We start from the raw sequence: 26,745 nt of genomic DNA on the forward strand, positions 1-26,745 counted from the left end.
GTCATCAGTTCGACCCATGCACTCGCATGCAAGATGGTGGGGTTGGGCGTCGACCATGGTCTGCCGGCGCCGGCCCTGATGACGGGCATGAACACGCCTCTGGGCCTGCCCGAGGGCAACGCCGCTCGACGTCCTGCATGCGTCAAGGTGTTGGCGCGGCGGTGGCCTGGCCGACAGCGTCGAGCTGACCCTCGCCCTCGCCTCGAGAGGCTCGACGCGGCGCGCCTGAAGGACGTCGCCCCGGCGTGCTCAATCAGAAACGCACCCTCTGACGGATGAACCCTCCCCCACGGCCCGGCGCCGGACACCCGCGTCCACGGCCCGACACCGAGCGACCTGCAACTCGGCACGTTAAGGCGGGCGTCGTGCCGGGCGATCACCCTTGCACCAGATGGGCCGGTCAGGAACTGGGGATGCCCATGCCGTCGAAGCGCTGCATGAGGGAGGGCTTGCCCCGGTGTGCGAGCCGCAGTTCACCGGCCCGGCGGTCGAAGTCCGCGGTGCCCCCGGTGCGGGCCTCCAGGGCGCGCAGATCTCCCAGGAGGGCGACGGCGGCGGCGTAGGCGCTGGCGGTCTTCCGGCCGATCAGGTCGTCGACCTTACGCCACGCCTGTTCGGTGTTCTCGGCGAGCTGGTCCAAGCGCGCCTCCTGCGCCTCAGCGGCGGCTCGTGCCCGGGTCTGCTCGGCCGCGGCCTGGGCGACTTTCTCTCGCTGCCTGCGGTCGGTACGACGGCGGTAGGACATGTCGAGGAGTTCGGCCGCGGTGCGCCGGCCGGTTACGTCACGAGGGCCCGGGATTGTGGTCGCCGCCCGATAGCGGGCGAGGAGTCGGGGCCCCGGGGACGCGGTGGTCAGCGCGGCCTCGACGAGCAGGGCGTCCTTGTCGGCGGCGGGAAGACCGGCGACGAAGGCCGTCAGGGCCGTTGGGTCCAGGCCCTCCGCGGTGGCGGGCCGGCTGCCCTCGGCGGCGACCGCCATCAGGTCCGCGTCGACGCCCAGGAACTCCGCCAGGACCCGCTGCGGGCCGGTGAGCGAGGCCAGTCCCGCGGGGACGGGCGGCTCGACCTCGCGGGCGTAGTTCTCCTCGTCGTCCTCCGCGAGCTCCCAGGCGGTGAGCCCGGCAAGCCATGCCACGTACAGCGGCCGCAGGTCTCCCGCCGCGAGTTCGGCGCGCAGCCCCACGAATGCGGAGAGCGTGTAGGACGTCTCGAATTCCCACTCGCCGCCGTGCTCCGAGGACACGGAGAAGTCCAGCAGCGTGTGTCCGGACCGGGTCCAGACGGCGAACGCATCGTCCATCGCGTACGCGGTGGCTTCCTTGGCCGTCAGCGACCCTGCGGGCAGACGCAGGAGGAGGCGGCGGCTTCCCCAGTTCGCGTAGTACAGATGAGCGTCGTAGAGCTCCTAGACCAGCTTCGTCGGATCGCCCTTGAAGTCGCCCCAGTGGTACTCGTTGACGAAGCGCGTCGCAGTGATGTCGGCGCGAGTGGACAGCGCCCGCACCTGTCTGACCTGTTCCTCGTCCAACGGCCGGTCAAGCGCGAGAAACTCGTAGTACTGGTACTCGCTCACGCTTCCGGAGCCTACCGGCCGTACGCACAGAGGTGGGTCAGCCAGGGAGCCGGCCGAACAACCGGCTGCGGCAATCGCGTTCCCGCCTCGGCCTCTGCTTCGGCCCACTGCTCGGCATTCGCCACAGCATCCAGAGGGCACCGTGTCTCCGAGCGCATCACGTCAGAGGTCAAACAGACCGTCCGAGACATCCGAGTCACCCCTGAGTGGCTTGGTAGCGCCGGAGGGCACAGGAAGAATTCCTGCGGCCGTCAATTCGGCCACCGTGATCAGCGGCTCCGTGCAAATCTCGTTGAGTAGCTCGGCCTGCCCGGGCTCCTCGCGAACCAGCAGTCCCAGGACGTTGAGAAGTTCCAATAGTTCTGTCGTCCATTCGGGGGACCATCGATCGGCCACGATGTGATCCAATTCCAGGCGTCGCTTGCCTGCGGGGTTACGTCGGCGATAGCCGAACCACTTGTCGAGCACGTTCATCCCCGAGACCTGGTACGCCCGGACCTCTGGCGGGACGGGATTGATGCGTCCCGTCCCGACCCACAGGTCTTGGGTCACCGGGTCGTAGGCCAGTCGGTCGGGCATGTCCTCGGGCGCGTCCGGAATTTCTTGCAGGCACCGGGGACGGTTGGCTGGCAACAGTGGCTGCCCCTGCGGTCTCCCAGCGGCAGGGTCTGCGTACCGCTCGCCGTAAGTGTGCAACCACAGGATCCGTCCGCCCAAGGCGACTGCTCTCGCCCACAGGTGCCGGTCGGTCGTCAGAGGGATGCGGGTTCCTGGCACCTGCAGGTCGTCCAGAAAGCGCTCGGTGTAACCGGGGTGGGAGGTGAGCGCTGCGATGTATGCCAGGACGTCCTCGGATGTGAGCGATAGGCCCAATCGGCGGTTCAGCAAACGGAGGAGTCCCGGCGTCAGGTTGGGGAGAGTGCCCGCAGCGTCGCGGTAGAGGGGGCGCGTGCAGCCGCTGCGGTTGTTGTAGTAATGCATGTCCGGTATGAGAGCGCTGAAGAGGAGCGCGGGTCCGTTGACCACCGGGTGGGAGTTCTGCTCGACGGTGTAGATCTGACGCTCGCCCCGTACCCGCCACAGGTCGGGGCGGGCCACGACCATAAGCCGGTGATCCGGCATGACCCACTGACGGTCGAAGGCCCGGTAGCCGATTCGGACGGACTTCGCCTGACTGCCGTGCTCGGTACGCAAGGGCGTTGTGTCGTAGCCTGCGATGCCTGGGAGAGGGGCGACTTTGCTGTCGAGGTGGCGGTCACGTGCCTCGCCGAACATCACCCGGCGTCGTTCGGGATCGGCGGCCACGAACCGTCGCCACCGTTCGCGGAGTGTTTCCTCGTCGGGCGCGTACACCCACATCCGTCCTGGGGTGACGCCACGCGATGACCAAGGCATGAGGTCTTCGAGACGCGGAGATGACTCCCATAGGTCACTTCCCGGTGGCAGGAACGGGTCTGTCTCACCCGGAGCGCACTCGCGCCACTCCGGGTCGTCGAGGGACAGGGCGGTGAGGCGCTCGATCTTCTGGTGACGGCGCCCGTAGACCTGAAGGTGCCGGAAGGCAGCCGGAGGATGTTCTTTGTTCTTCCATCGCACGAAGACTGCGATACAGAGCTCCTGGGCGACTTCTGGGAAGAGCCGAGTGGCCACGTCAGCTCGCTGGCCCTCTGGCGAGACATCGATGATCCATCCCGCGTCGGCTGTTTTCCGCAGGTACTGGCGCATGCCCGCGAAGGCGCGGCCCTTGAGCCATGCCTTTGGTGTGAGGAGTGCGACGACACCGAAGGGGGTGTCTTCGTGTGCGTCAAAGACCTTCCACGTCGCCCAGCGCCAGAAGTAGACGTGGAGGTTCGCGAACTTCGATTCGTACCGGCCGTTGCCCTTGAGTCGGAAAGCATCCAGCGGGGGCCTCTCCCCGAGTTCGGGTTCGCCGCGTTCGACCCATTTGCCGGCGCCCTTGCCCACGGTGTCGTGGGGTGGGTTACCTATGACGACCATGACACGTTCGTCGCGTTTGATTCGATTGGCCTGGCGACGCGACTCGGCCAGTGCCCGATAGGTGTGGGGAATCCAGTTCAAGTCAGCCGTGGGGCTGTCGAGTGCATCGGCGACGAGCAGCCTGAGCCCTTTGGCCGGGGCAGCCGAGCCGTAGCGCTTGAGCATGGCGTGCATGCGCAGTTCCGCCACGGCGAAGGGACCGGTCTGCATTTCGAAGCCGATCAGTCGACGTCCGACCATCTCTCTGAGGCGCGGTCCCACAGCGCCGGGCCCCTCTTCAGCGGCGATGGTGCCGGCCGCGCGTTCCACTGCGGTCAGGAGGAATGTACCGGTGCCCATCGCGGGGTCAACCAGTACCACGTCAGGTGAGGCGAAGCCCGAGGTGATGCCGAATCCCTTGTGCTTGAGGATGTCCTCAGTGATCCGGGTCATCGCGGCGACCACGCCGTGGGGGGTGTAGTAGGAGCCGGTACGGATACGGAGCTCGGGATCGTAGATGTGCAGGAAGTGCTCGTACAGGAGGAAGTAGGCGTCTCCGGTTCCGTCGTCGAGCGCCTCCCAGTCCACTGCGCCCACCACGCGGAGAAGCGTGTTCAAAGTAGTTGCCAGTTCGCTCACAGACTCCCCGGCTAGAACCTCAAGTGCCTTCCCCATCAGGGAGTGTTTCTTACCGAGCTTCGTGGCTATGCCGTGTACGGTGTCGCCTTCGAAGACGATGCCCTCCACCCGGGCCAGTAGGAGTGCGAACACCACCGCTTGCCCGAACTGCTCGATGAACTCGGAGTCCGTGGTCTCCGGAAAGAGCAGATGCCGCCAGTCCCCTGCGAGTGTGGTGAAGGCAGGTGGGCGACTGCGTGCCTTCTCCAGGGCGATCGCCTCTCCGACCTCCGAGGACAGCAGTTGGCACAACCCAGCAACGGCCCGCACAAGTTGGCTCGTCGTGCGCGGGGTCAGAGGCTCCCAAAGGAGGAAGTCCCGCAGAACCCGGGCGAGCTTCCCATCGGCCGGGCCGAGGCGGGCGCCAGCTGCGCGAACAGAGCCTTTCGTCCCTGCCACTTCGCCGACCCTCTGTCCGTTCTGGTGGACGGAGAATTCGTCACCGTCGCACAGGAGGACGTTGGGGAGCAGCCGGAGCTTTCCCCACTGGTCTGCATTGTGCCCGGCAAATGTGGAAGGGTCAGCCCCGGTTCCCGGTTTCTTGAGCTCGATGTAGCCCACCAGAGCGCCTCCCGCGGCGACGGCGTAGTCGGGGCGCGCATTGAGGTCGACGAGCGGCACCTCGCCAATCAACGTGACCTCGAGCCCGAGGCCACGGCCAGCCGCACGGATCAGGTTCTCCAGCGGACCGCGCAGCTGATCCTCCTGCCAGCCACCGCCCTTGAGTTTCGGCGTGACCTCGGAGCCGAACGCGGATACCGCCGCCCGGATGGCTTCTTCATAACTGGTGTGACCCCCGCCTCGGGATACCACGCCGCCCCTCCCGCATGTCCGGCGGCCGAAACGGAATTGGCAGCGCGCGCCCTCCCCCCGACCGCGCTGTGCTCCCAGCGAGGCCCGGAACTTGTTCCGGCGCCTCGTCCCCCGGTCACCATAAGTTCGTGACAGGGGCGCCAAAAGGGTGCATGGGCGTGGCAGAGGCGCATGTGGGGCGCTCTCAGCAGTGCACAACGGAATGCACAGCTGCGAAGTTAGCTGGACGACCAGACGTCTTCAGTCCGGTCTCCACGCGCTGGCGTTCCTTCGGCTCGTCCCGTGAGGCCAGCCTCCGCCAGGGCCGTGCCGTCCCGGACGTCCACGGCGCGGCGTCGACTGTTCGGCGGAGTCCGCCAGCCGGTCCGCGCCGACACTCAGGATCTCCGCCGGGGCCCGCTGCGGGTCGGTTTCAGCCGCGGAGCCAGCCGAACAGCCCGCTGCGGCGCCCGCGTTCCCCCTGGGCCTCCGATTCGGCTTGTTCTCCTTCGCTGCGCTCGCGCTGTACGCCACATCTGGGGCACTCGTCACCTCGCGCCAGACCGGGGCCATCATCAGGGTCGACGTCGTCGCCACAGGTCGGGCAGGGCCAAAGTGAGGCCTGCCATCTCTGGTACCGCTCCTCCTCCCGACGCTCGTCCTCCACCCAGACGGCTCGCTGAGCGGCGAGACGCTGCTCCTCTCGGCGGTTGTAAGCACGGCGGTCGTCGGCATTGTCGAGCGCATCGGTGAGCACTTGCGATGAGCTGTGTCCGAAGCGCCACCAGATCGCCCCGTACGGGCCGTGCTCTCGGAGCCGGTCCAGCGTAGTCGCCACCACGGGTACCACACCTTCGTAGTCCCGGTAGCCGTCGCTCTCTCCAGTGTTCTCGATGTAGCGCCCGTGACACCACATGCCCTGCCAGTGCTCGCCTGAGAGGCGGGCGACCTCCTGTATGCGCGCTTGAAGGGCCTTGAGCCCGACTTGCTTGGTGAATACGAACGCCACGGGTGGAAATCCACCGCGGCCAGGAGCCTGCCAGAGAGTCGACCACAGGGGGACTTGCTGCCCACCCTGGTCCTTCACGGTGCGCTGGAAGAACCGGCGGTAGCGGGCGATCTTGTCTGCCACCCTGGCCGGTGGCTCGGTGCCGTTGTCGACCTCCACGAACAGCACCGGCAAATCCTCTTCCGACGCCGTCAGGACTGCGTCGGCGCGCAGGCTGCCCCTGCCCGGTGTGGTGAACGTGCCGGTGACGGGGAGAGCGACCTCGGTGTGCCAGGAGTGCAGTGTGCCCAGACCCGGGGGCCTGGCAGGCAGCGGGTTCATCAGCCTACGCGTGGGCGGTGCGCCCCGGCGGGCGACCGGCCTGGTCGGCACCAGCGGTGCTTGGAAGAACGCGTCGATGGTGTCGGTCACCTTCACCGCGTGCGTCGCGCCGGCCTTGGCCGCCTCCCGCGCGGTGCCGCCCATCTCGCTGGGCGGCCGGTCCAGCTCGGTCGCGGCTGCCGCCAACCCGGCCGTGGTCAGATTCCATAACTGCTCACCGACTGGCCGTCCGGACGCGCTCATACCGGTCACCTTGCCGACCGATTCCACCAGTCCGGCGTCGCGCAGGTCCTTACACGCATTGCGCACGGTCTGCAAGTCGACGGTGCCCGGCAGGACCAACTGCCGCAGTTGCGCGGCCGTGGCGACCTTCACGACTCCCAGCGCGAGCAGCACCAGACTCCGCGTCCGCGCCGTCGACCCGAACCGCCGCTTCGTGCCCGTCATCACGCTCGCCCTCCCCCGCCGTGCCCGGCACCACACCAGCGGCGGACCCACCGTCCGCACCACCACGGCGGCCGCCGGAAACACAGGGCCGGGCGGGCACCCGGGGCCCCACCCACGAGCCCTGCGCGACCACTCCACCACGCCCCACTGACATACAAAACAAGGAACAGCAGGAGTAAAGGGGTTGTCGAGGCGCCCACCGCCGGCCAATTCGACGGCTGACCTGCAAAGACCCTGCGCATGTGGCGGGAGGTCACCGTAGGGCAGGGTGTAGGGGGGACTGTAGGGAACCCAGTAGGGATGTGTGTGCACACGGGCGGCAACCGCGATTCGGTGGCTGCGGCACACGGGCTCATGGGCTGCGCTTCTGTCTGTCGCCGCCCGGCTCCTCGGCAGGCCATGCGTCGGTGCGCACCCCGTCGCATACATTCACTTTGGGCTAGCATGCAGCGGCTGCGAGAGGAACTGACCGACTGCTGCGACGGCACTCAGCACCCGGGCGAGACGTAGTGAGCGGTGAGTGGTGCGAGGTAATCTAGAAAAACCTGGCGGTTCTCTCGGCGACGCGCAGGCGGACGAACTTTGCTGAGCCAATCGTCGGACGTCGTAGGGCCTGAGCGGCGCACCTGTGGGCCTTCCCACCAAGAGCACCATGGTCCTTGGCAAGGTTCAGAAGGTGGGGAACGTCTGGCAACGGTGCCCCACGGCGCAAGCCCTCTGGGTCTGGCCTGTTTGAGCGGGCGATAGATCCCGCCTACGCACCGTCCCGCTCCTCCGGCCTCAGCACGTATGTCCCCATACCTTTCTCGGAGCGCGTCAGCCCCTCAGCGCGTACCCGCTCCATGGCACGCTGCGCCGTCGAGTTGACCACACCGAACTCGGTCGCAATCTGCACCACACTGGGGACCTTACTGCCGGGCGGATAGACGCCATCCGCGATCCGCTTGATGATCACGTCAGCGATCTGCGGCCACATGGCCCGGGTGCGATCGATCATGCGTCTACTGAAGCGCGCCGAAGTGTTCTCAGCATCTGAAGCGTACTGAGGTATACCGAGGTACACTGATACCCAAACCGAAAAACGCCCCTGAGAGATCCGGGCTAGGGATCACTCAGAGGCTGACCGAAGAATGGAGCTTCGGCTATGCGAAACCTTATCGCCGTGCTGGTCGCCTGGTTCCGACCCGTTCGTGGACGGCTGTGTACGAAACTCGAGCCGACGCCAGCAGTCCGTATCGTCCAGCTACCTCCATCCCGGCCCTTCCGTCCGGCTGAATGCATCGACGCCGACAGCCTTCCACTCGTACCCCGGTATCTCGTCCACCACGAGCGCGTCCGGGAAGCACATCAACAGCGCGAGCGGCGCCGGGCATTGGCACTGGCCTCGATGGGGCAGGACTACGTGCCGGAGCGTGCGGCATGACCGACGCCGGGGCTCGGCTGCGCCTGCTGCCGTGGGACGGTCCCGATGGGAAGCCCGCGTACACCCCCAACGACAATCCTGAGGGAATGATCGCCGGACTGGCCGATCGCATGGAACGCGAACAGCTCGCCGCAGCGTCGGACCTGCTTGAGCTCGCGCGTCAAATGTTCGCCGTTGGTGAGCCGCTGGCTCCAGAGCAATCGCGCTTCGTCGTCGCACGGCTCTGCGACGTGTTGTCGAACACGCTGAGAGTCGCCGAGTCGCGCGGCATGCGCCTGGCAACCGGAGGCGCCGGTGAGTAGGCGCGACGCTCCACTCATGACGATCCGTGTATCGCGCGACGGCGGGCGGACGTGGGAGCGCCCCCTACGTATTCACCGCAGCGACAACCTGCAGCCCCTCCGGTCTTCCGTGTGGCCACCGTGCCAGTGCCATCGATGTATGCCGGGACTGCACCGCGCCTAGCCTGGCACGAACGCGGGGCCCGTAGTGACCTGCGAATTCCCAGGTCACTACGGGCCATGCCGCGAGTCCTCGGCGCCGCTGCCCCGCTCCAGCCCACGCAAGGCGCAGCCAACGAGGAACTCGCGGGCATGCGGGACGAGCGCAGCGCAGTGAATACTTCCCAGACGGACACGGCCCGCGCCCTTGGGCGCCGGCTGGTGAGGCCGAACGGGCTCTTCGCGAGGTGGCGCGCTCCGGTACTCGTATCGATGGGCAGCACTCCGACTGCCGGTGGCACTGACCCGTGGCAGAGGTTTGCAACGGTGCAGAGCCGCCCGGCCTACAGAGGGAGAAATGGGCTGGGTTTGCCGTGCCATGAGATGCGCAAGGCATCTCGAGCCCGCGTAGTAGCGACGAAAAGCTGATTGCGGCTCTTCTTGAGTTCGCGTTCGTAGCGGTTGGGGTCGGTCGTCGCGTACTTCTCGATGAGAGTGGTGCGCGGGAGGATGCCGTCGCTCGCGCCGATGACCGCGAGCTTCTGGTACTCAAGCCCCTTGAATCGGTGCATCGTGCCGATGTGGACCTCGCCGCCGCCCTGCGGGCCGTCCTTGGTGAGGGTCGCTGTGGTGATGCCGTGCTTCATTTCCAGGTCGGCAGCGACGCGGCCGGCCATCTCGCCGTCGGCGACGCAGACGGCCATGGTGCCGCTCGGGTCACGCACGGTGCCGTCCCCAGTGGGCTGGGTGATCTCCGCGCGCCACTGCTTGAGTGCTTCGGCGAGCTGGGTGATCTCGTCGGTCCAGTCGGCACAGGCGACGTAGTCGGGGACCGGACCGTGCAGCAGGGAGTGGTAACCCTCGAGGGTGTCGGGACCGTCGTCGAGGTCGTCATAGGTGGACCCGTGGACGACCTTGGCGGCCTGGTCGAGGATCTCCTGGGTGGTGCGGTAGCTGAGCGTCAGCTTCGAGGAACGGCCGCGGATGTTCACGCCGACGGTGGAGAGGGTGACCTGTCGGTCGTAGATCCGCTGATGGGTGTCGCTGGCGATGAACAGGTCGTTCGGGCTGGAGGCGGCCATGGCGCGCAGCATCTTCCAGTGCGCGGGGCTGAGGTCCTGGGCCTCGTCGACGACGATGTGCTGGTAGCGATGACGCAGGTAGCGCATCGCAGAGCTGTTGTCGTCGAGGTGGGTCAGGTCGCCGCCCCCGATGTCCGCCTTGCGCTCGGCACGGATCTGGATCTTGCGGGCCCGTTCCATCTCGTAACGGGCGGCGCGTTCGGCGGCCTGCGCCCAGGTCTCCCGACCGAGGCCGTTGAGGCGCAAGGCGAATTGGTCGAGCAACTTCCAAACCACTGCACGCTCTGGGCGGCTGAGGGCGCGGCCCATACCGGCACGGCGGGCCTTGAAGTAGTCCTGGCGAGTGGCGAGGGACTGTCCGAGGACGATCTGTTCCCATTCGTCGAAGAGGAACTCGGCGTCCCAGCGATGCTCGTCGTGCTCGAAGAGGACCTCACGCAGCACGTCCAGTGCCCGGTCGTCGGTGATCAGGCTGCGCTGCGATCCGGGTGCGGTGTTCTCGTTCAGGACGCTCTGGGCGATCTGGTCGATGTGCTTGATGTCGATACGGCCGAGCAGCGCCGGATCGATGAGCGAGGTCAGCCGGGAGCGCAGGTCGGCGGTGAGGTTCTTGGTGTACGTGGTCAGCAGGATCGGCTTGCCGTGGCCGGGCGGCAAAGCCGCGGCGAGGCGGGCGACGCGGTGCAGAGCGACGATGGTCTTGCCGGTGCCGGGGCCGCCGCTGACCCGGGCGGGGCCGCTGTAGTTCCGCTCGACAGTCTTGCGCTGGGTGGGGTGGAGGTAGACCTTCCAGGCGCGGAAGTCGCCCTCGGCCAGCACGTTGCGGATGTCGTCGTCGACGGTGGTGACCGCGGTACGGGTGAGGGCCGCCGCCATGTCATTCTCGAAGCCCGGTTCGAGTTCGGCGGAGGCGGGCTCGGTGATCTCACGCTCGACCTCGTCGACGGACATGCCGGAGCCGAGGCCGGTAAGGACCTCGGCGGTCAGGCGAGGGGCGCCAGCGATGAGCTGATCGAGTTCCTCTTCGGACGTGACCGTGAGGGCGATATCAATAAGGGCATCGGCAACACCGAGACGGCGTAGGCGCTCAGGGGTGCAGCCGGTGAGGAGCGGTTCGGCGGGGGCGGCTGGCTGTTCCGTCACGAAGGATGCGGTCGTAGGCTCGACCGGTACGGCCCGCTCTTCCGGAGCCGGTGCGTCGGCATCGTCCGTGGCCGGGGTGAGCTGGAGTCCCGCGCGCTGGAGAATACTCTGGCCGACGACGCCGAGGTCGACGAACTCGATCTCGCCTGTCACCCGGTTGATGGCGACGCTGAGCTGGTCGTAGACGTCCTTGCGGTGGCGAACCGCGACGATCAGCCACTGCTGGACGCCATCGGCACCGACACCCGCCCGGGCGAGGAGCGCCCGGTACGAACGGTCGACCTTGGCGCGGAAGATCCGGCCGTCGCCCTTGAGAGGCTTGAGATCGAGACTTGGGTGATCCGGGTCGATGCGGAACTGATGGCAGAAGTCGTAGAACTTCGTCTTGACCGACGAGTCCATCTTGTAGAGCTCGTTCTCGGCCTTCTGGTAGAGGCTCAGGCGTGCGGTCATCGTGCGGCACTCCGCTCTTCGGAGTCGGGACGGGCGGTGGCGTCGGGAAGCGCGGTCAGCAGCGCGTCGAGATCGGCGAGCCAGTCGCCGGCCGAGCGGATGCTGAACCCGGCGTCACGGTAGGCGCTCCAGGTCTTCTCGCTCTCCTCGTCCTGCTGGTCGTACGGCTCGGCCATGACGGCGATGCGCTGATCGCCGTGGTTCCAGGCGAAGTCGGCGAGCCAGCCGCGTTCGCCGAGTTCGTAGCCGTAGGCAGGGGCCTTCTTACCGCCGTCGGCCAGTAGGTGTGCGAGGCGGGTAAGGGGAGCGTCGGGTTCGTCCTCATCGAGGTATTCGAGGATCTCCCGGTCCCACAGCAGATCCCGGACCGCTGCTTCGAGAGGAGTCTCCTTGGACGCCTCTGCAGGCACGAATTGCGTGGCTGGCACGCCGGTGCCGTACCGCACGACGAGGGACTCAAGTTCGCCGAGGCCGCCGAAGGCCTTGAGGATCGTGGTGTCAAAGCGGCCTGCGGTGGTGGTTGTCAGTTGGACGCCGTCGCCACCGTCGTGGACGAGGAACTGAAGCATGTTGGACCACTGGAGCCAGGAACGCCAGCGCGCCTTGTGTTCGGGTGTGCCGAGCTGGTCGGGTGCCGTGTCGTCGAGGCAGGCGAGGGCGGACCAGCGGCTGGTGGCACCGTCGACGAGGAAGGCGACGGGCAGATGGGACTCGTCGCACGTCTGGAACAGGTTGAGCGTGCCGCCGCCCTGGACAGGGGCCGTGTCCATGCCGTCGGTGCGGCCCCACGCGTCAAGGAGACGGTCGAGCGCCTGGCGGGTCTGCTCGGGGGCGCCGTTGCCGACGAGGAGCTCCTTGCCGGTCCCGAGGAGTCCGCCGACCACGGCCGATGCCCGCCTTCCCCAGGCCGCGTCATCCGGACTGCGCAGGTAGGCAAGGAGCATGGTCATAGGGTCGGTGAAGGCGGTGTCGGCAAGGTCATCGCTGCCGTGTTCGCCGTAGAGCCGCTTGGCGAGGTCCTGGGCACTACGTGGGTACGGCGGCCACACCGGCTCGGCCGGCTCCCGCCCGGCTGAGGACTCCGCCGTGTTCGTCTGCCGCTCGAAAGCGTCGAGGTCGTCCCAGGTGAGCTGGAAGACGACGCGGCCCTCGGCCCGGAGCCGGTTGCGCTTGTCGGCGTCGCCGGCGAGCCGGTTGTGACGGCGGGTGGCGTGGAAGCGGTGCCCGTCGAGGTAGACGGTGATCTTCCGCTTGGGGCCGTCGACGCGCTCGAAGGTGAAGTCGGTACGGGTGAAACCCTCGTTGCGCTGGGCGGTCAGACGCCAGCCATGTACGGAGCCGACCTCGTCGAGCCGCAGATAGGCACTGTTGTCGCCGCTCTCTTCCAGCACGGCGTCGCCGCGCTGTCCGGCCCACCCGCGCAGAGCCTTGAGGAAGCGCGCCTCCAAGTCGGACTCGACCTGTCCGTCCAGACCGATCTGGTCGGTGTTGCCGACCCCCTTGGTGTCCCAGGCGTCGGTGTCGGTGCCCAGGAGCTCGTCGAGGATCTCCAGGGCGGCCTGACGGGAGACGCGCTCGATGTGCTGTTCGTCGGTGTAGAGGTACAGACAGCGATGGCAGGCCTGCACGCCTTCCCCGTTGCAGGGGCACTCCAGGAGCAACCGGCGCGCACCCTCCAGCACCTGCCGGAAATTCGCGGGGTCGGTGAGCCGGTCGAGGTAGCCGGTGCCGTGCGGGAGGCGGTCGTACAGGACCATGAAGTGCCGTTTCTCCGCCGTGTCGCGGTCCGGCATAGTGGCGAGGGTAGTGGCGAGGTGCTGTGGGTCGCCGCCGAAGGCGCCGTCCACCCCGAGACGCAAGGCTGCCTGGAAGGAGTGGACCTTCTCCTCGACGAGGACAGTCGCGGCGGGCAGCAGGACGCGCAGTGCTTCGGTCTCCAACTCGTGGGCGAGCAGAACGGGTTCCTGCCCCACACCCTTCTTGCCACGCCGCAGCGGGCACCAGGGGGTGTGGTGCTTGAGTTCGCGCTGGCGGTTGGCGGAGTTGTCGACGGCGTCCTGGTCGTCGTCGAAGACGGGCCGACCGTCGGCGCTCGCGGCTCCGCACGCCGTGCACACGTGGAAGGGGGCGATGCGCACAGGCTTCCCGGCGAGCTGGTCGTTCTCCTGGGCGCCGACGCTGAGCGGTCCGGCGTTGACCCGGCGGATCACGGCGCGGCGGGTGTAGTCGACGCCGAAGATCTCCTTGGTGTGCCGCCAGGACTTGCCCACCGCGAAGTCCTTGGGGTCGATGTCGACCATGTCGACGACCGTGTAGAAGCGGCGGTCGCGGTCGTCGCTCTCGTCGCCGATCCTGGCGTCCTCGCGCTTGTCGCGGGCCGTGACAACACTGGGCTGGACGATCTGCCACAGGCTGCCGGAGTCGGCGATCCCCGCATCCCCGCACCGCGGACAGGGCGTGATGTCCTGCTCGGCGTTCTCGGTGCGGACGTAGCCGCACGAGGGGCAGAAGCGCCAGTGGCGCCAGTCCTGGTCCCGGCCGGTGACGATGTCGATACCGGTGATCCGGTGCTTGTAGCCCTCGGCGTAGAAGGTGTTGCCGGGGGCGAGTTCGGACAGGGCGAAGCCGCGCGGCCGCCCGTAGGAGAACGACTTCGACTTGTAGCGGGGTCGGCCCTCGGGCGTGGCGCCCTCGGGCCAGAACACAGTGGCGTCGAGGGTGGTGGTGGCGTCGATAAGGGCGTAGTTGGGCAGCAGACCGAGGTCGCACAGCACGGTCTGGGCAGGCTGGCGCTGGCGCGTGGCGCCCTGCCTGGAGATGGCGCCCAGCTCGGCCTCCAACTCAGCCCTTGTACGGGCCTGTTCGTCGTCACCTTCCTTGAGCTCGTCGATCGCCGAGCGGATCGTACGGATACGGGTGCGCAGCTTCTGGTTCTCCCGCTCCCACTCCCGCTCGGCCCTCTCGACGGCGCTGCGGATACCGCGGACCGCGTACTGCGTCAGCTCCTCCCGGGCGGTGTCGCTCACGCCGGTCGGGAAGAGCGCGAGGAAGCCCGCGACGAGTTCCTCCCCGTGGGCGAGGGCGGCATCGGTGAAGTCGGCGAGGTAGCCGGAGGGGCCGAAGAGCTCGTCGACCCGGCGCGACAGGGCGGCCATCGGCTTGCCGTCCTCGCGTAGCAACCGTCCGCGCGCCGCAAGGTCAAGGAGGTGCGCGGTGTACTGGCGGCGCAGGATCTCGATGGCCGACAGATACGAGCCCGGCGGCACGATCCGCCCGTCGATCATGTCCCGCGGCCGGTCGAGGAAGTACAGGTCGCGACGGGAGCGGTCGGGGATGGTCAGCAAGAAGGCATTGCCGGTGCGGCGTCCCGCCCGCCCCGCCTGCTGGGCGTAGTTGGCCGGCCGACGCGGCAGGGCACCGAGCACTACGGCGGACAGGTCACCGATGTCGATGCCCATCTCCAGCGTCGGCGTGCAGGACAGCACATTGGGATCGTTAAACCCCGTGCCATTACGGAAGGCGTCCTCCACACGTTCGCGCTTGCCGCGCGAGAGCAGACCAGTGTGCTCGGCGGTGATGACCTGGTAGGTGCCGGCTCGCCGGTACAAGCTGCGGTAGTAGTCGTCACGGTAATCGCGGTCCCGGTCGTGCCGGTCCACGGTCTCCAGCCACCGGTCACCGGCGACCAGCCGTCCGGTCGTGCAGCGGTACGCCTGGCAGGGCTGCCCGTGGTACTGAGCCAGCAGCGAGGGGTGGACGGTCTGCTCCCAGAAGCACTTCGGGCAGCGCACATACGACTCGTTGACCTGGGCGCCGGTCAGCAACTGCAGTCTAACGGCGCCCGGTTGGAGACCGTAGAGCCGGGCAGCCGTGTCGCCCGGGGTGCGGGCCGAGAGCAGCCCGGCGTCCGTGAGCCGGGGCAGCAGCCGCACCCAAAACTCGTCGGCCTGCTCGCGGGTCATGTCGAGGCACCGCTGGGCCCACGTCTGGTACCAGGACAGCCGACCGGCGGCGAAGTCGAACTCGCTGCCCTGCTTGGGCCGCGCGAGCAGGAACGACGGCGCGGAGACGCCCTTGGGAAAGGCCTTCATGCCGCGCGGGCGGCCGCCCCAGATGAAGTAGCGGCTGGTGCCCGCCTCGTCGAGAAACTTCTCCAGCCACCGGTGCCCGACCGCGCCCCGCGTACGCAGCCGCTCCAACAGGCCACGCAGGAAGGCCAGATAGCGGGCATCGTCGTGTTCGGTAAGAGCCAACCCGTGGTGAGTGGACTCCTCGTGTGCGGCGCGCGCGATCGCCACGGCCCCCGGTACATCGGGGATGTCCACCCAGGCGGCCGCGGTACGGGTCAGTTCGAGGGTACGGCCGTTGCGGGAGCGGTGACCGAACTCCATCACCGCCTCGAACGCGAACCGTTCACCGATCAGGTCCCACGTCTTCCTGTCCCCACCCCGCCCCGCCCCCGACAGCAGACGCGCTACTCCCGTATCGTCGTGCAGATCCGGCGGGACGACGGCGGCCAGGGTCTCACGGTCGGTGGTGGCCGCGACGACATCGGCGACGAGGTCGTTCAGCGCACTCGGCCGCTGCTCACTCAGATGCTTGGTGAACAACGCCCGAAGGGAGAAGGTGTACGAGCGCGAGGCGACGAACCCGGCCCGGTGCGCGGCGTCCTGCACCGAGTCGTTGAACATCAGCGTCTTCGTCTCGCGCTGCTCCTTGTCCATCTCCCCGCCGGTGAACAGCTGGGTGACGGACGCGGCTGCAAGCGCGGCAGCGCCGGTACCGACGAAGCGGATCGCGTTGTGCGTACCGCAGGCCGGGCACCAGTCGTCCTTGGCGGCTCGCTCCGCGGTGTCGCCGAGCTGGACGAGGACGAACGCGGAGTCGGGACCGGCGGGCGCCGGGTTGCCCTCGTCGTCGTAGTCGCCCTGGGGGTCGGGCAGTCGCAGGCGCTGGGACGGGCAGTCGAGCACCATGAGCACGCCCGCACCGCCGGTGGTCAGCGACTTCTGCGCGGCCCGGTCCATGGCGGTACGGCCGCTGCCCTCACGGGCCTCGTTGTCGGTGGCCGCCACCAGAGTGCGCACCTTCGCCCTGTCGGCGGTCACGGTGGCCCGACGGATCCTGTGGGGCTCGAAGTTCAGCTCCTCCAGGTCCGACTCAGGGGCGAGGACCGACCAGCCGGAGCGCCCACACTCACGGCAGTACACCGCGGGCAGAAAGATCTTGGTGTCGCGGGCGGTGGTGGTGTTCGGTGTCGTACGCGACTGGCTCTGCGCACCGGTCGTATCCCACGCGAACTCGGCGCCAGGCCAGGGCAGTACGCCACGCAGCATGCGGGTCACGGACCGCGCCCACTGGTGCACCTCGATCTGGACGAACGGACGGCTCATGCCGGCCGGCGCCTCCGGGGCACGCGCCACGGCCAGCAGGACGACGAAGCGGGCGAGTGCCGCCGCGGCGATATGCGGCCGCTTCGTGATCGCCTCGTCCCAGCTCTTCGCCCCACTACGGCGCATCACGTCGAGCACTTCGTCGTACGTGCGCACCGTGCCGTCGAAGGCGTTCAGGACCGCGTACGTGAGCCGGTTGCGCTTGAGCGCGGCACCGAGGCCGACCGGGTCGGTGCTGCGGCTCCCGGTGACGGCCTCCGCGAGGTCCGCCAATGCCTCGGGGCTCGATGCCGGGTCCGGCAGGGCGGTCAGCGTCTCGGGAGGAGAAGCCTGGCCAGGGAGGAATCTCGCATCCGGGATCGCCTCGTCATTGCCGAGGATGAACTCATCGACCGTCAGCCGGTCTTCGCCGACGATCGCGTCCTCGGTGAACTCGGCGCCGAAGACGTTGGTGGCCACGGAGAGGAGTTGGCGAACCCCGTCCTCGTCGGTGCCGGAAGCGAGGGTCGCGGAGGTGGCGACGGGGGTGATCGAGCCGAGCGGCATGCCGGGCTGGCTGGCGTCGACGGCGATGGCGAGGCGGCGCAGCAACATGGCCACGTCGGTGCCCTGCGCGCCGTCGTACGTGTGAAACTCATCGACGACGACGTACCGGATGTCGCTGCCGTCCCACAGCGGTGCGTCGGCCGCCCTCTGAAGGAGCAGGTCGAGCATCTTGTAGTTGGTAATCAGGATGTCCGGCGGGGACAGCTGCATGTCCTGACGGCGGGTGTAGACCCGGTCGTAGTGCGTGGCCGCCTTCTCCCCGATGTACAGGCCAGCGCGTACGCCGCTCAGCTCGTCGTAGTCGGTGAGCAGTTGGTTGATGCGGGCCGCCTGGTCGGTGGCCAGGGCGTTCATCGGGTAGAGGAAGACCGCCTTGACCCCATTGTTGCCGGCCGTGCGCTCGCGGGCGCAGTGGTCGAGTACGGGGTAGAGGAACGACTCGGTCTTGCCGGAGCCGGTGCCTGTGGTGACGAGGGTGGGCTGGGGTGTGTGGCCGTCCTTGGAGGTGAGGCGAGCGAAGGCGCGTGCCTGGTGGGCGTACGGTGTCCAGCCGTCGGTGCGGACCCAATCTAGGTGTTGCTGCCAGCCGTCGTCTGCCGGGGTGAAGGGGGTGCGCAGCCGCAGGTACGGTCCGCGGAACATGCCCGTCGTCTCGTCTCCCAGGAAGGAGTGCAGCGCCTTTCGGGCGCCCTCGTCCGCGAGACCGTACGTCGTGGACAGGTACTGGAGCAGGCTCTCCTTGAGTCCCTGTGCTTCGAGGGTCGGCCTCACGGAGTCGGGACCTCCATCTTCTCGGGGTCCCAGAGACCCTTGGCTACGGCTTCGTCGAGGCGCTTCTTGAAGTAGGCGTGGGCTTCACGCATTTCGCGTTCTCGGTCGGCCTTGTAGAAGGGGGCGGTGTAGCCGTCGGGAGGCGTGGCGTTGGGGTCGGCGGGGAGCACACCTTCGGGAGACGGCTCACCGACCACTTCGCGATAGTCCTCGAACTGAGTCCAGGTCTCCTTGGTCTGGCGCTGACCGATGGTTCGGGCATTGCTCGCCAGCTTCCACCCCTCGGCGTCGAACCAACTTGCCGCCTCATACTTCTGGAGCACGGGGAATCGCCCCTTGTATGCCGCGATCAGGGCATCCGCGTCCATGTCGAGCCAGACGGCGACCAAAGCGTCGATCTCGACAAGCGCGGCGCGACGGGCGTACTCGGTGCGGAGGGGGGTGTCGCGTTGCCAGGCCGAGGTCACGGAGTGGAGTTCCGTGTTCATGCCTGGCCAGTCGAGGGCCCAGGGTTCGTACGCCGACCAGGTGGGGTCGTAGAGGTCCTGCCAGAGATCGGCGTAGGCGGCGGTGAGGCAGTTCAGACGGAGTGTGCGGAGGAGGAGAGCGGGGGCGAGGGGATGGCCACCGTTGGTGTCCGGAGATGGCATTGCTCGAGCACTCCGAACGAGCAAGTCGCTACGTCCTGTGATGCGAAGGAAGTAGTCAGACGGGAGCGACGACCAGAAGCCAGCCACAAGTGCCGTATGCCGATCAGTGCTCATTGCCATCGAGTTCACAACATGCACATGCGCAGCGCCTGGCGGAAGCAGAACAGCGAAGAGGGCTCGCTCAGTGTTTGGAGCGATCATTCTCCGCCAGGCAATGCGCCGGAACGCCGTGTACGGCCTCCTCGCCCGCGCCAAGAGCAGCGCATCAACCTTCTCCGGATCTGCATCCGCCGGCGCCACCCCCGTCATCTCCGCGACCTGAGCCCGCGCACGGGCCACCGCCTTGTCGTTCACGCGAAGGCGTTCGAGTGCCTGGTGGTCGATCCACCGATCCTGTGCCTTGAGATAGTCCTGCACACGACCTGGCACCCTCACATACTCCGTGTCCGGTACGAAATCCGAAGGCAACGACACCAGGTCGGCACCGTAGGGCGCGTTGGAGTTGGCGTCATGCCGTTTGAACACAGGCGTGGCGACACTGATCTGCGTGCCCTTGAGGATCACCTGGCGCCATCGGTCGGGTTCGTACGGCTCGCCCGTCTTCGGGTCCGGCCGGTTGTAGTCGATCAGGCGATCCTTCTTGGCCCCGCTCTCGTGGTAGCCGGGCGTGATCTGTGGCTGGAAATCCGCGAGACGCAGGGGATAATTCGCCAGGGCCTCAATAGCGGACGCCTCGGCCGTGCTCACGGGAAACAGCAAGCGTGCCTCCTCCGCCGGACCCGGATCGCCGATCAGCCCCTTCCAGACGGTGAGTAGCTCCCTGTTGACGTGCACGACGCGCGTCCGGTGCGGACGCTCGTCGAACTCCCCGTTCTGGTAACGGATTCCCGGGGCCTCTCCCGAACCGTCATGGTGCGCCGAAAAACGCAGGGCATCGGCCGAGACCAGCCAGGAGAGGTGGTCGAAGTCGATCTCCTGAGGGGGACCGTAGACATGCACGCCGAAGTGCGTGGAGTGGCCCACTGGGAGAGGAAAGAACCGCTGACCGGCGTTCACGAAGTCTCCGTGAATCCGCAGCCGCCGATACGCAGCCCCCCGCAGGGCACCTTCCTTGTCTCCGGTGAAGTGTGTGTCCGAATGCAGGAATCCGGTCGTGCCTCGCACAGACGCGTGGTCCCACACCTGGCACATGAAGGCCCGGTAAAGATCGGGCTGGGTTCCTCCCAACAACGGATAAACCTGCGGCGACCCGTAGAACGCGACCTGTCCGGCGTTGTCCGTGATCTCGCCCAGCACGTAGCTGGCCGCAGCCGGCGTCTTCAGCAGGTCATCCCGGCGTTCCTCCTTCACCGACGTGGAGATCTGCTCTTCCAGCTCGAACCACGGCTCGCGCTCCGCCAGCACCAAGGACTCGTTCCAGCGTGGCCGCACCCATGGTGGATTCCCCACCTGAAGGTCGAAGCCCCCCGACTCCCCGGCGAACACGCCCGCGAAGTCCAACTCCCAGTGCAGGAACCCCTGATCCTTCGCGATGTCGCGCACGACGCGCATCCACGGATAGCGGCTCTCGACCGCCTTGCGGGCGTCGTCCATGTCCATCTCGGGCTGAGTCTGGATCAGGTCTTCGAGGTCCTTCAGCTCCTCAAGGGACTCGACAGAGGACACGATGGTGCCCTGCTTCACGTCCTTGGTGCCGAGCATGGACTCGAGAAAGTCGAGCCAGTCATCGAGGTCGGCCAGCGGCACGATGTCACGGCGTGGGGTCGGCCCCCCGCGCTTCTTCGCACCGGCCTCTGTAACTCGCTTCTTCGTGATCTCTTGCTTCTCGACGAGGTCGCCGTCGCCTGAATCGTCACCGAAGGACATCTGGTCACCTTCGAGGGCGAACAGCAGCCCGTTCTCGACGAAACGCGGTTCGGCTCGGGGTTCATCCTGAGACGTCGTCCAGACCTCGCCGACGACTCCTGCCGACAGCAGAGCGTCCATCGACACGACTGGCGCGGTCGCGTACTCCGCGTCGGTGCCATCCAGCAGCCCGACCTCGTCCAGCGGCCAGAACCACAGCGCGCACCACGCGTCCATGACCTGCTTGAGACGCCAGTATGGCGAACCTTCCGCTTCGAACAGGTCCTTGAAGACCTGTTCCTTGGTCAGCGGCAGGTCGCTGTCACCAAAGCTCACCTTGTCACGGCGCAGGAACGCGTACTCCTCCGCGTCCTGCTCCCGGCCCGTTCCCCACACGTCGATGGTTCGGGCGATCTCGCGCTCGCTCAATTCCATGCGCTTGGCGACAAGCTGCCACAGGAACTCAACTCTCCTGGCCACGGCTTGAAGCCGGGCCAGCTGGCTGCTCTTACCGCCCGCCGTCTTGGGTTTGGTCTTGATGCCGTTCTTCCATGCCTTCAGCCGTTCGACCTGCGGCCCGGCAAGCTGCTCGGCAAGCTTCTTGGCGTCACCGCTCGCCCCCGCGACCGCACCCCAGCCGGGCGTCGGCAGGAGGAACTGGTGCACGGCCCCCTCCGGCAGCGGCTGCTCCGCGCCATTCACCTTCTCCCGGAACGGCAGCTTCGTCGGCGTCTGTGCGCCGATGGTCCGCTCCTTCTTGATGCGCTCGGCCTCGTACACCCAACGGCGCGCCCCGCTCAGGGAGTTGCCGCGACGCAGATGCAGCCCGAACCACGGTGCCCGCATGCCGGGGTGCATGGTGTTGAGCCACAGTGACACCTCCGCCAGCTCCACGCCCGTCGCGTTGAGGTCGATCCCGTACGCGTTGTGGAGCGCTACGTACGCCTTCACCTTCTGCTTGACATCGAGCGCCTTTGACGTATCCAGTGTGACGCCGAGTTCTGCCTGGCGGCGTTTGAGGTACTCCTCCGCGACCTGGTTGATCGCTTCGTTGAGGAATGCACCCGACCCCAGGGCCGGTTCGCAGATCGTGTAGCGCAGCAGCTCGCTCGCGCGCGTCTTGCCGGTGATGCGGTGCTTGAGCGCCAGCTCGACCGTCACCTTGGTGAGCGACTCCGGCGTGTAGTACGACGCCGACGTCTCCCGGTCCCGCCCCGCCAAGCGGTACACGAACGTACCCTCGGGGTACTTCTTCGGACCGCGCAGGCCGTACTGTTCGGCGTCCTGAGCCGAGTACACGACGTGCGTGTTCTCCCTGTACTGACTCAGCCGGTCGGCGGGGATGAGCCAGGAGCCCTTCTCGGGGTCGCCGTACTGCTTGTCGCCCTGCTTCACGCCGGGTTTGGCGACCTCGGCGAGTTCTTCATCGGCGATGATGCCGGTGTAAGAAATAAGCCCCTCGTACACGGCACCTAGCTGGATGATGCCCAGGTTGCGGTAGGAGATGAAGCCACCCTGTCTGCCCTTCTGACCGGCCTCCTTCATGGTCAGCAGGCGCAGCACCTGGTGCAACGCCTCGTTGCGCAGCCGAAGGTCCAGCCACCGCGGTGGCTCGTCCCCGTCTTCGTCCCACCGAGGGTCGAGGACGCGGCAGCCGATGAGGGTGATCGCCTTCGGATCGAACAGCTCGCTGCGCAGGGGCTCGAAGCGCAGGCCCCGCAGTTCGCTGCGTTCCTTGGCGGGTTTGTCGTCGTCCACCTCGGTGCCATGCGGGCGGTGGCCGTAGTTGACCTTGTTGAAGAGAACGTCGAGGGAGGCGTACAGGTGGAAGCCGCCTCGGCTGTCCTCGTCGACCAGCTTCCGCTCGCGCGCCACGAGTTCGCGGAGACGGGCGATCGAGTACCCGGCCTCGTACGTGGAGTCGTCGGCGGGCAGGATGCCCAGCTCGGGTCGAGCCTCGGCGTACAGAAGGAAGAGGATGCGGTAGAGGTAGCGCAGGGATTCGCGGGTGAGCTGCTTGGCGAACGGGCCCTTCTTGAGGTCCTCGATCTCCCGGGGCTCTACTTCCACATCGCGCAGCCGAGCGAGCACCTCGTTCGCGATGATCTCGACGGAGTGCTGGAGCCCCTTGCGCAGCTCTGAGTTGACACCGACGGCGTTGTCACGGGACGCCTTCAGGAGGTCGTCGATGCGGCGGCCCTTGCCGTCGGGGCGAGGCGCGAGCATGTCGTGGGAGAAGAGAGCGGAGAGGACGGCGAGCTCGCCGGCCTTCGCCGTGTCGTTGCGGGTGAGGGCCGCGTCCAGGCTGGCGGCGAGATAGCGGCCCTCGTGCCAGGCGTCCCGGTCGGCGAGGACGAGCACGCCGCCGCAGAGCAGCAGGACGAAGCGGGGTGCGTCGCCGCCGGGCTCGTGCAGTTCGCTCTGGAAGAGCCAGCCTGCCAGCTTCTCGCCGACTTCGAGGAGGCCGTCGGCGGTCTTGGGGGGGTGGAGGAGCCGCCCGGCCTTCTCGGGGTCGAGGGCGTCGTCCAGCTCGGCGGTCCAGCCGCAATCGACAGCGACGATGCCGTCTCCGTGCCAGGCGACCTGGAGCTCGTACTCCCTGCCCGCGCTGTGCACAGCGATCGGATCGGGCCGGGCACCGCCGTAACCGAGGGCCTTGAGGACGCTGGTGTGCCAGGTGGTGATGTGCTCGGCCCACTCGCCCGTCAGGTCGTCGTAGGTGCTGCCTAGCTCTTCCTGCTGAGCGCGGGAGGCCAGGAAGGGGCGGACGGTGGCCAGGTACTCACCGCGGAGTCGGGGCAGGAGCTCGCGCGGGGTGGGCTGCGGGTCGTGGGGGTCGGTCTCGCGGCTGGTCCACAGGGTGAAGAGGCCCTCGTCGCCCGCCTTGCTCCTCTTGAGGGTGTTCTCCAGCTCCTCGCTGAAGTAGTGGGCGGAGAGGTACTCGCCGCGGTTGGCGAAGGAGTCATAGGTGTAGCTCATCGTGCGGACTCCTCGGCGGACGCGGTGGTGGCGTGGAGGGGTTCGAGGACGCAGAGGACCCGCAGCATCGGGTCGCCGTCGGTCCGCAGGCGGCGTACGAGGTCGCGGCGGCGGGCCGCGGTGTCATACACCTGCTCGCGGCGGCGCTGCTGGTTGCCCACGGCGATCAGGGCGCCCTGCTCCCAGACCTGCACGCGGTCCTCGTACGGGGCCAGATAGGAGTCGACCTGCTTGTCGTAGTCGGCGCGGCGCTCGCGTAGGTGGGTCTCGGCCGCGTCGACGGTCGCCGGGACGAGTGCCTGGAGGAGGTCGAGGTCGACGGGCCGGCCGCGGCCGGGCATGCCGGGGCCCACACCGCAGGCGACGAGGAACGCCGAGTCCATGCGCCATACGCGAGGCTCGGCCTCGGCGAGACCGGTGACGGCCATCCACTCCACGACCGTCGGCTTCCCCGCCGCGTTGGAGTGGACGCCCTGGAGGAGGTAGACCGGGCCGGTGAGGGCCTCGGGCAGGGCGGCGTCGATCCGTTTGGCCTTGTCGGCGTCGGGGCGGTAGGCCAGGACGAATGCCTCGTCGTACCGGAGCTTGGCGAGGACCTTGTCCGTCAGCCAGTCGAGCACGGGGTGGATGTCGGAGACGTAAGAGACGTTGGGCCACTGGGAGGTGGGCTGGTCGGTCTTGCCCTGCTTGGCGTTGCGGGCGGCTTCCAGGCGGTCGGCGGCGTACTTCTTGTCGAAGGTGATGCGCAGTGTGCCGTCGTACTTGGGGGTGGTGAGGATCTTCTCCTGCTCCAGGTACGACTTCGGCAGCTCCCGGAAGCGGTACTGCAGGTCGTCGGGCGGAGTGAACTCGATGCGGCCGCCCGCCGTCTCGGGTTTCCAGTCGAGAGCCTCGCGCTCGGCCTGCGGGTAGATGAGGTCCATCGCGGCGTGGAAGTACGCCTTGGTGTCGGCGAACACGTGGGGCACGTCGGCCTCGGGCACCGGGGCCGTGCCGAGGGTGGCCGGAGAGGCCGTCGGATCGGTGAGCCGGGCGTTCACGCCTGCGAGGAGGTCGGCGAGGATCCCGCCAGACTCCTGCTGAGAGTGCTTGATGGAGCGTTCGACGGTGCTGCCCTTGATGAGGTCGCGGGTGAGGCGGTCTTCTTCCTTCTTGTCGTCGTAGAGGCCGGTGACGGCCTCGGCGCTGCCCTCGCCGGTCTCGATCTCGTGCGCTTGGGCCTCGCGGCACAGCAGGCGGGCGCCGACGAGCCGGTCGTCGAGCGTGAGTGTTTCGCCGCTCTCCTCGTCGCGCCGCCAGGGAACGTCCGCGGTGAGGGTGAGCGCGCGGAACTCGGGGCTCACCGCTTGCCCGTAGCGGTCGATGCGTCCGTTGCGCTGCTCAATGCGGATGAGGGACCAGGGCAGGTCGTAGTGGACCATGTCGTGGCACTGGTGGTGCAGGTTGACGCCCTCTGAGGCGATGTCGCCGGTGAAAAGCAGTCGCACCGGCTCCTCGGCCCGGCCGAAGCGGTCGATGATCTCCCGCTGCTGTTGGTCGTTGGTGGTGTCGCCGTGCATGACCTCGACGACGCCGCCGTACGCCTGCCAGGGGCGCGTCTTGTCGGCCTTGGCCGCCGGGTTCTTCTTGAAGCCGAGCCGGGCCGGGACCTCCTCGGCCAGCCAGTCCAAGGTGTGGACCCGCTCGGAGAAGATCACGACGCGGCGCTCGCAGCCCGGGCCGACCTTGAGGTCGTCCTTCAGCGTACGGACAAGGGCGTCGAGCTTGGCGGAGTCCTGATCGGTGAAGTCGGAGACGAGTGCCTCCAGCTCGGCGAGGGCTGTGCCCTCGGCCGCCAGGGCGGCACGGCGCTCGGGAGAGTCTGCCTTCTTGCCGTCCTTGCCTTTCACCATGGCGCTCCTGGGGTTGTCCAGGTAGGCGCGGCGGGCGGAGAGGGACTTACGCAGGGCGACGTGGGAGGAGAGGAACGCCTTCAGGAAGTTGTAGCCGACCAGCGGATCGGCGCAGATCGACGAACGGTTCGGGTCCCCGGGGGTCCAATCGCTCGCGAGCTTCTCCAGGACGGCGACCTCCTTCCGCGTCGCGAGAGCCGGCACCGGCAGGGACTCGCCGCGCTCGGCCCAGGGCTTGTCCTTGAGGCCGTTGCGCACCTCGCGGTCGGACTTGGTTCGCCGGATGTAGAGGTGATCGAGGGCGGCCACCTTGTAGTCCTTGGGGTCGGCGATCGCCGCCGGATCGAGCATCCCGATCAACTCGGCGAAGGACTCCGCGTCGCCGTTGTGCGGAGTGGCGGAGGCCAGGATCAGCGCGTCGGTCTGCTCGGCAAGGCGGCGGGCGAGGCGGTTGTTGCGGGTGCCCTTGTTGACGAGGTTGTGCGACTCGTCGATGACCACAGCGTCCCAGGTGATCTTCTCCAGGTGGTGGGCGTACGTCGCCGACTTGAGCGTGTCGACGGAGACAATGACGCGCTTGAAGTGGGCGAACGGGTTCCGGCCCGCCGGGATCTCCTGCTGGATGCGCTGGATGCCGGTCGAGTCCAGGCGCACCAGCGGCAGGGCAAAGCGAGTCCACAGCTCGCGCTGGAACTGCTCCAGCACATGGGCGGGCGTGACTACGAGAATGCGCTCGCCGCGCCCGCGCCGGATGAGCTCCGAGAGCGTGACACCGATCTCCAGTGTCTTGCCCAGCCCGACCACGTCGGCGATCAGCAGCCGGGGCTGCGGGTTGCGCATGGACAGCGCCAGCTCGGCAGGGCGCAGCTGATGCTCCTGCCGGTCCATAAGAAAGGAGTCGGCGAGCGCGATGCCGTGCTCGGTCTGCGGCAGCGCGGTCTTGCGGATGACCGCTTCCAGGTACAGGCGGGCCTTGGCGTGCTTGGAGGTGTCGTCGGGCACGAGCCGGGTCTTGCGCGGATCGAGCACGTCGATCTGGTCAAGGCCGGAGTAGAACACCGCGTCCGTGCCACGGACGAACGACGAAACCCCGCTGACCTCGACCATGAGCCCGTCACGGGACTCCGCGACGGACTTCACGAGCCACTGCTCCTCGCGGATGCGTACCTGGGCACCGGGCGCGAAGGTCGGCTTCGCACCGGCCAGGTACGCCGACCGCGCCGCATCAGCGTCGCGCGCCTCAGGAACCTCGGGCTGCATCGCCGTGGTCACGTGGTGCTCCTCTGTGGAGTGTGTGCTCATGATGGGTGTTGCGTGCTGGTACTTACCCT

At 67.7% G+C, this 26,745-nt stretch carries 10 protein-coding genes; 1 reads left to right on the forward strand and 9 read right to left on the reverse strand.

Translation table 11 applies throughout. The features are described 5' to 3' along the window. Positions 1 to 400 precede the first annotated feature (400 nt). The 5 genes from OIE69_RS09725 to OIE69_RS09745 form a co-directional block, all read right to left on the reverse strand. Positions 401 to 1,300 carry a hypothetical protein gene (locus OIE69_RS09725; RefSeq protein WP_326571551.1) on the reverse strand — a complete coding sequence of 300 codons (900 nt, stop codon included), beginning with the start codon at positions 1,298 to 1,300 and terminating at the stop codon, positions 401 to 403. Between the two features lie 105 nt (positions 1,301 to 1,405). Further along, entirely contained in the window at positions 1,406 to 1,573 is a 168-nt protein-coding gene (locus tag OIE69_RS09730; RefSeq protein ID WP_326571552.1) for a hypothetical protein, read from the reverse strand. A 162-nt stretch (positions 1,574 to 1,735) separates the two neighbouring features. Beyond that, the gene (locus tag OIE69_RS09735; protein ID WP_326571553.1) at positions 1,736 to 5,041 is read right to left on the reverse strand and encodes a type ISP restriction/modification enzyme; all 3,306 of its coding nucleotides are present in this window, start codon (positions 5,039 to 5,041) and stop codon (positions 1,736 to 1,738) included. Positions 5,042 to 5,453: 412 nt separating this feature from the next. Continuing rightward, complete coding sequence (locus tag OIE69_RS09740) at positions 5,454 to 6,797, reverse strand: replication-relaxation family protein (protein WP_326571554.1); 1,344 nt, start codon at positions 6,795 to 6,797, stop codon at positions 5,454 to 5,456. A gap of 754 nt (positions 6,798 to 7,551) precedes the next feature. Beyond that, entirely contained in the window at positions 7,552 to 7,794 is a 243-nt protein-coding gene (locus OIE69_RS09745) for a winged helix-turn-helix domain-containing protein (protein WP_326571555.1), read from the reverse strand. 422 nt (positions 7,795 to 8,216) lie between these two features. Here OIE69_RS09745 and OIE69_RS09750 point away from each other — a divergent pair, with 422 nt between their 5' ends. Further along, positions 8,217 to 8,522, forward strand: a complete 306-nt coding sequence (locus OIE69_RS09750; protein WP_326571556.1) for a hypothetical protein — start codon at positions 8,217 to 8,219, stop codon at positions 8,520 to 8,522. A 482-nt stretch (positions 8,523 to 9,004) separates the two neighbouring features. On the opposite strand, the gene OIE69_RS09755 is transcribed toward OIE69_RS09750, so the two are convergent. The 4 genes from OIE69_RS09755 to OIE69_RS09770 are packed head-to-tail and all read right to left on the reverse strand — an operon-like array spanning position 9,005 to position 26,686. Next, positions 9,005 to 11,338 (reverse strand): UvrD-helicase domain-containing protein, encoded by a 2,334-nt coding sequence (locus tag OIE69_RS09755; protein ID WP_326571557.1) that lies wholly within the window; start codon positions 11,336 to 11,338, stop codon positions 9,005 to 9,007. After that, positions 11,335 to 18,048, reverse strand: coding sequence for a DEAD/DEAH box helicase (locus tag OIE69_RS09760; protein ID WP_326571558.1), 6,714 nt, complete (start codon positions 18,046 to 18,048; stop codon positions 11,335 to 11,337). Before OIE69_RS09760 ends, OIE69_RS09755 begins: the two co-directional genes overlap by 4 nt. Further along, positions 18,045 to 23,522 (reverse strand): hypothetical protein, encoded by a 5,478-nt coding sequence (locus tag OIE69_RS09765; RefSeq protein WP_326571559.1) that lies wholly within the window; start codon positions 23,520 to 23,522, stop codon positions 18,045 to 18,047. The genes OIE69_RS09760 and OIE69_RS09765 overlap by 4 nt, the downstream gene beginning before the upstream one ends. Continuing rightward, positions 23,519 to 26,686 (reverse strand): DEAD/DEAH box helicase, encoded by a 3,168-nt coding sequence (locus OIE69_RS09770; RefSeq protein WP_326571560.1) that lies wholly within the window; start codon positions 26,684 to 26,686, stop codon positions 23,519 to 23,521. The genes OIE69_RS09765 and OIE69_RS09770 overlap by 4 nt, the downstream gene beginning before the upstream one ends. Positions 26,687 to 26,745: the final 59 nt, after the last annotated feature.

The organism is Actinacidiphila glaucinigra (genome assembly GCF_035918135.1).
Classification (GTDB): domain Bacteria; phylum Actinomycetota; class Actinomycetes; order Streptomycetales; family Streptomycetaceae; genus Actinacidiphila; species Actinacidiphila glaucinigra.

Excerpts from the sequence above, each read along its gene's own strand:
- OIE69_RS09755 (WP_326571557.1), bottom strand. The coding sequence starts at position 11,338 with ATGACCGCACGCCTGAGCCTCTACCAGAAGGCCGAGAACGAGCTCTAC.
- OIE69_RS09740 (WP_326571554.1), bottom strand. The coding sequence starts at position 6,797 with ATGACGGGCACGAAGCGGCGGTTCGGGTCGACGGCGCGGACGCGGAGT.
- OIE69_RS09765 (WP_326571559.1), bottom strand. The coding sequence starts at position 23,522 with ATGAGCTACACCTATGACTCCTTCGCCAACCGCGGCGAGTACCTCTCC.
- OIE69_RS09750 (WP_326571556.1), top strand. The coding sequence starts at position 8,217 with ATGACCGACGCCGGGGCTCGGCTGCGCCTGCTGCCGTGGGACGGTCCC.
- OIE69_RS09745 (WP_326571555.1), bottom strand. The coding sequence starts at position 7,794 with ATGATCGATCGCACCCGGGCCATGTGGCCGCAGATCGCTGACGTGATC.
- OIE69_RS09725 (WP_326571551.1), bottom strand. The coding sequence starts at position 1,300 with ATGGACGATGCGTTCGCCGTCTGGACCCGGTCCGGACACACGCTGCTG.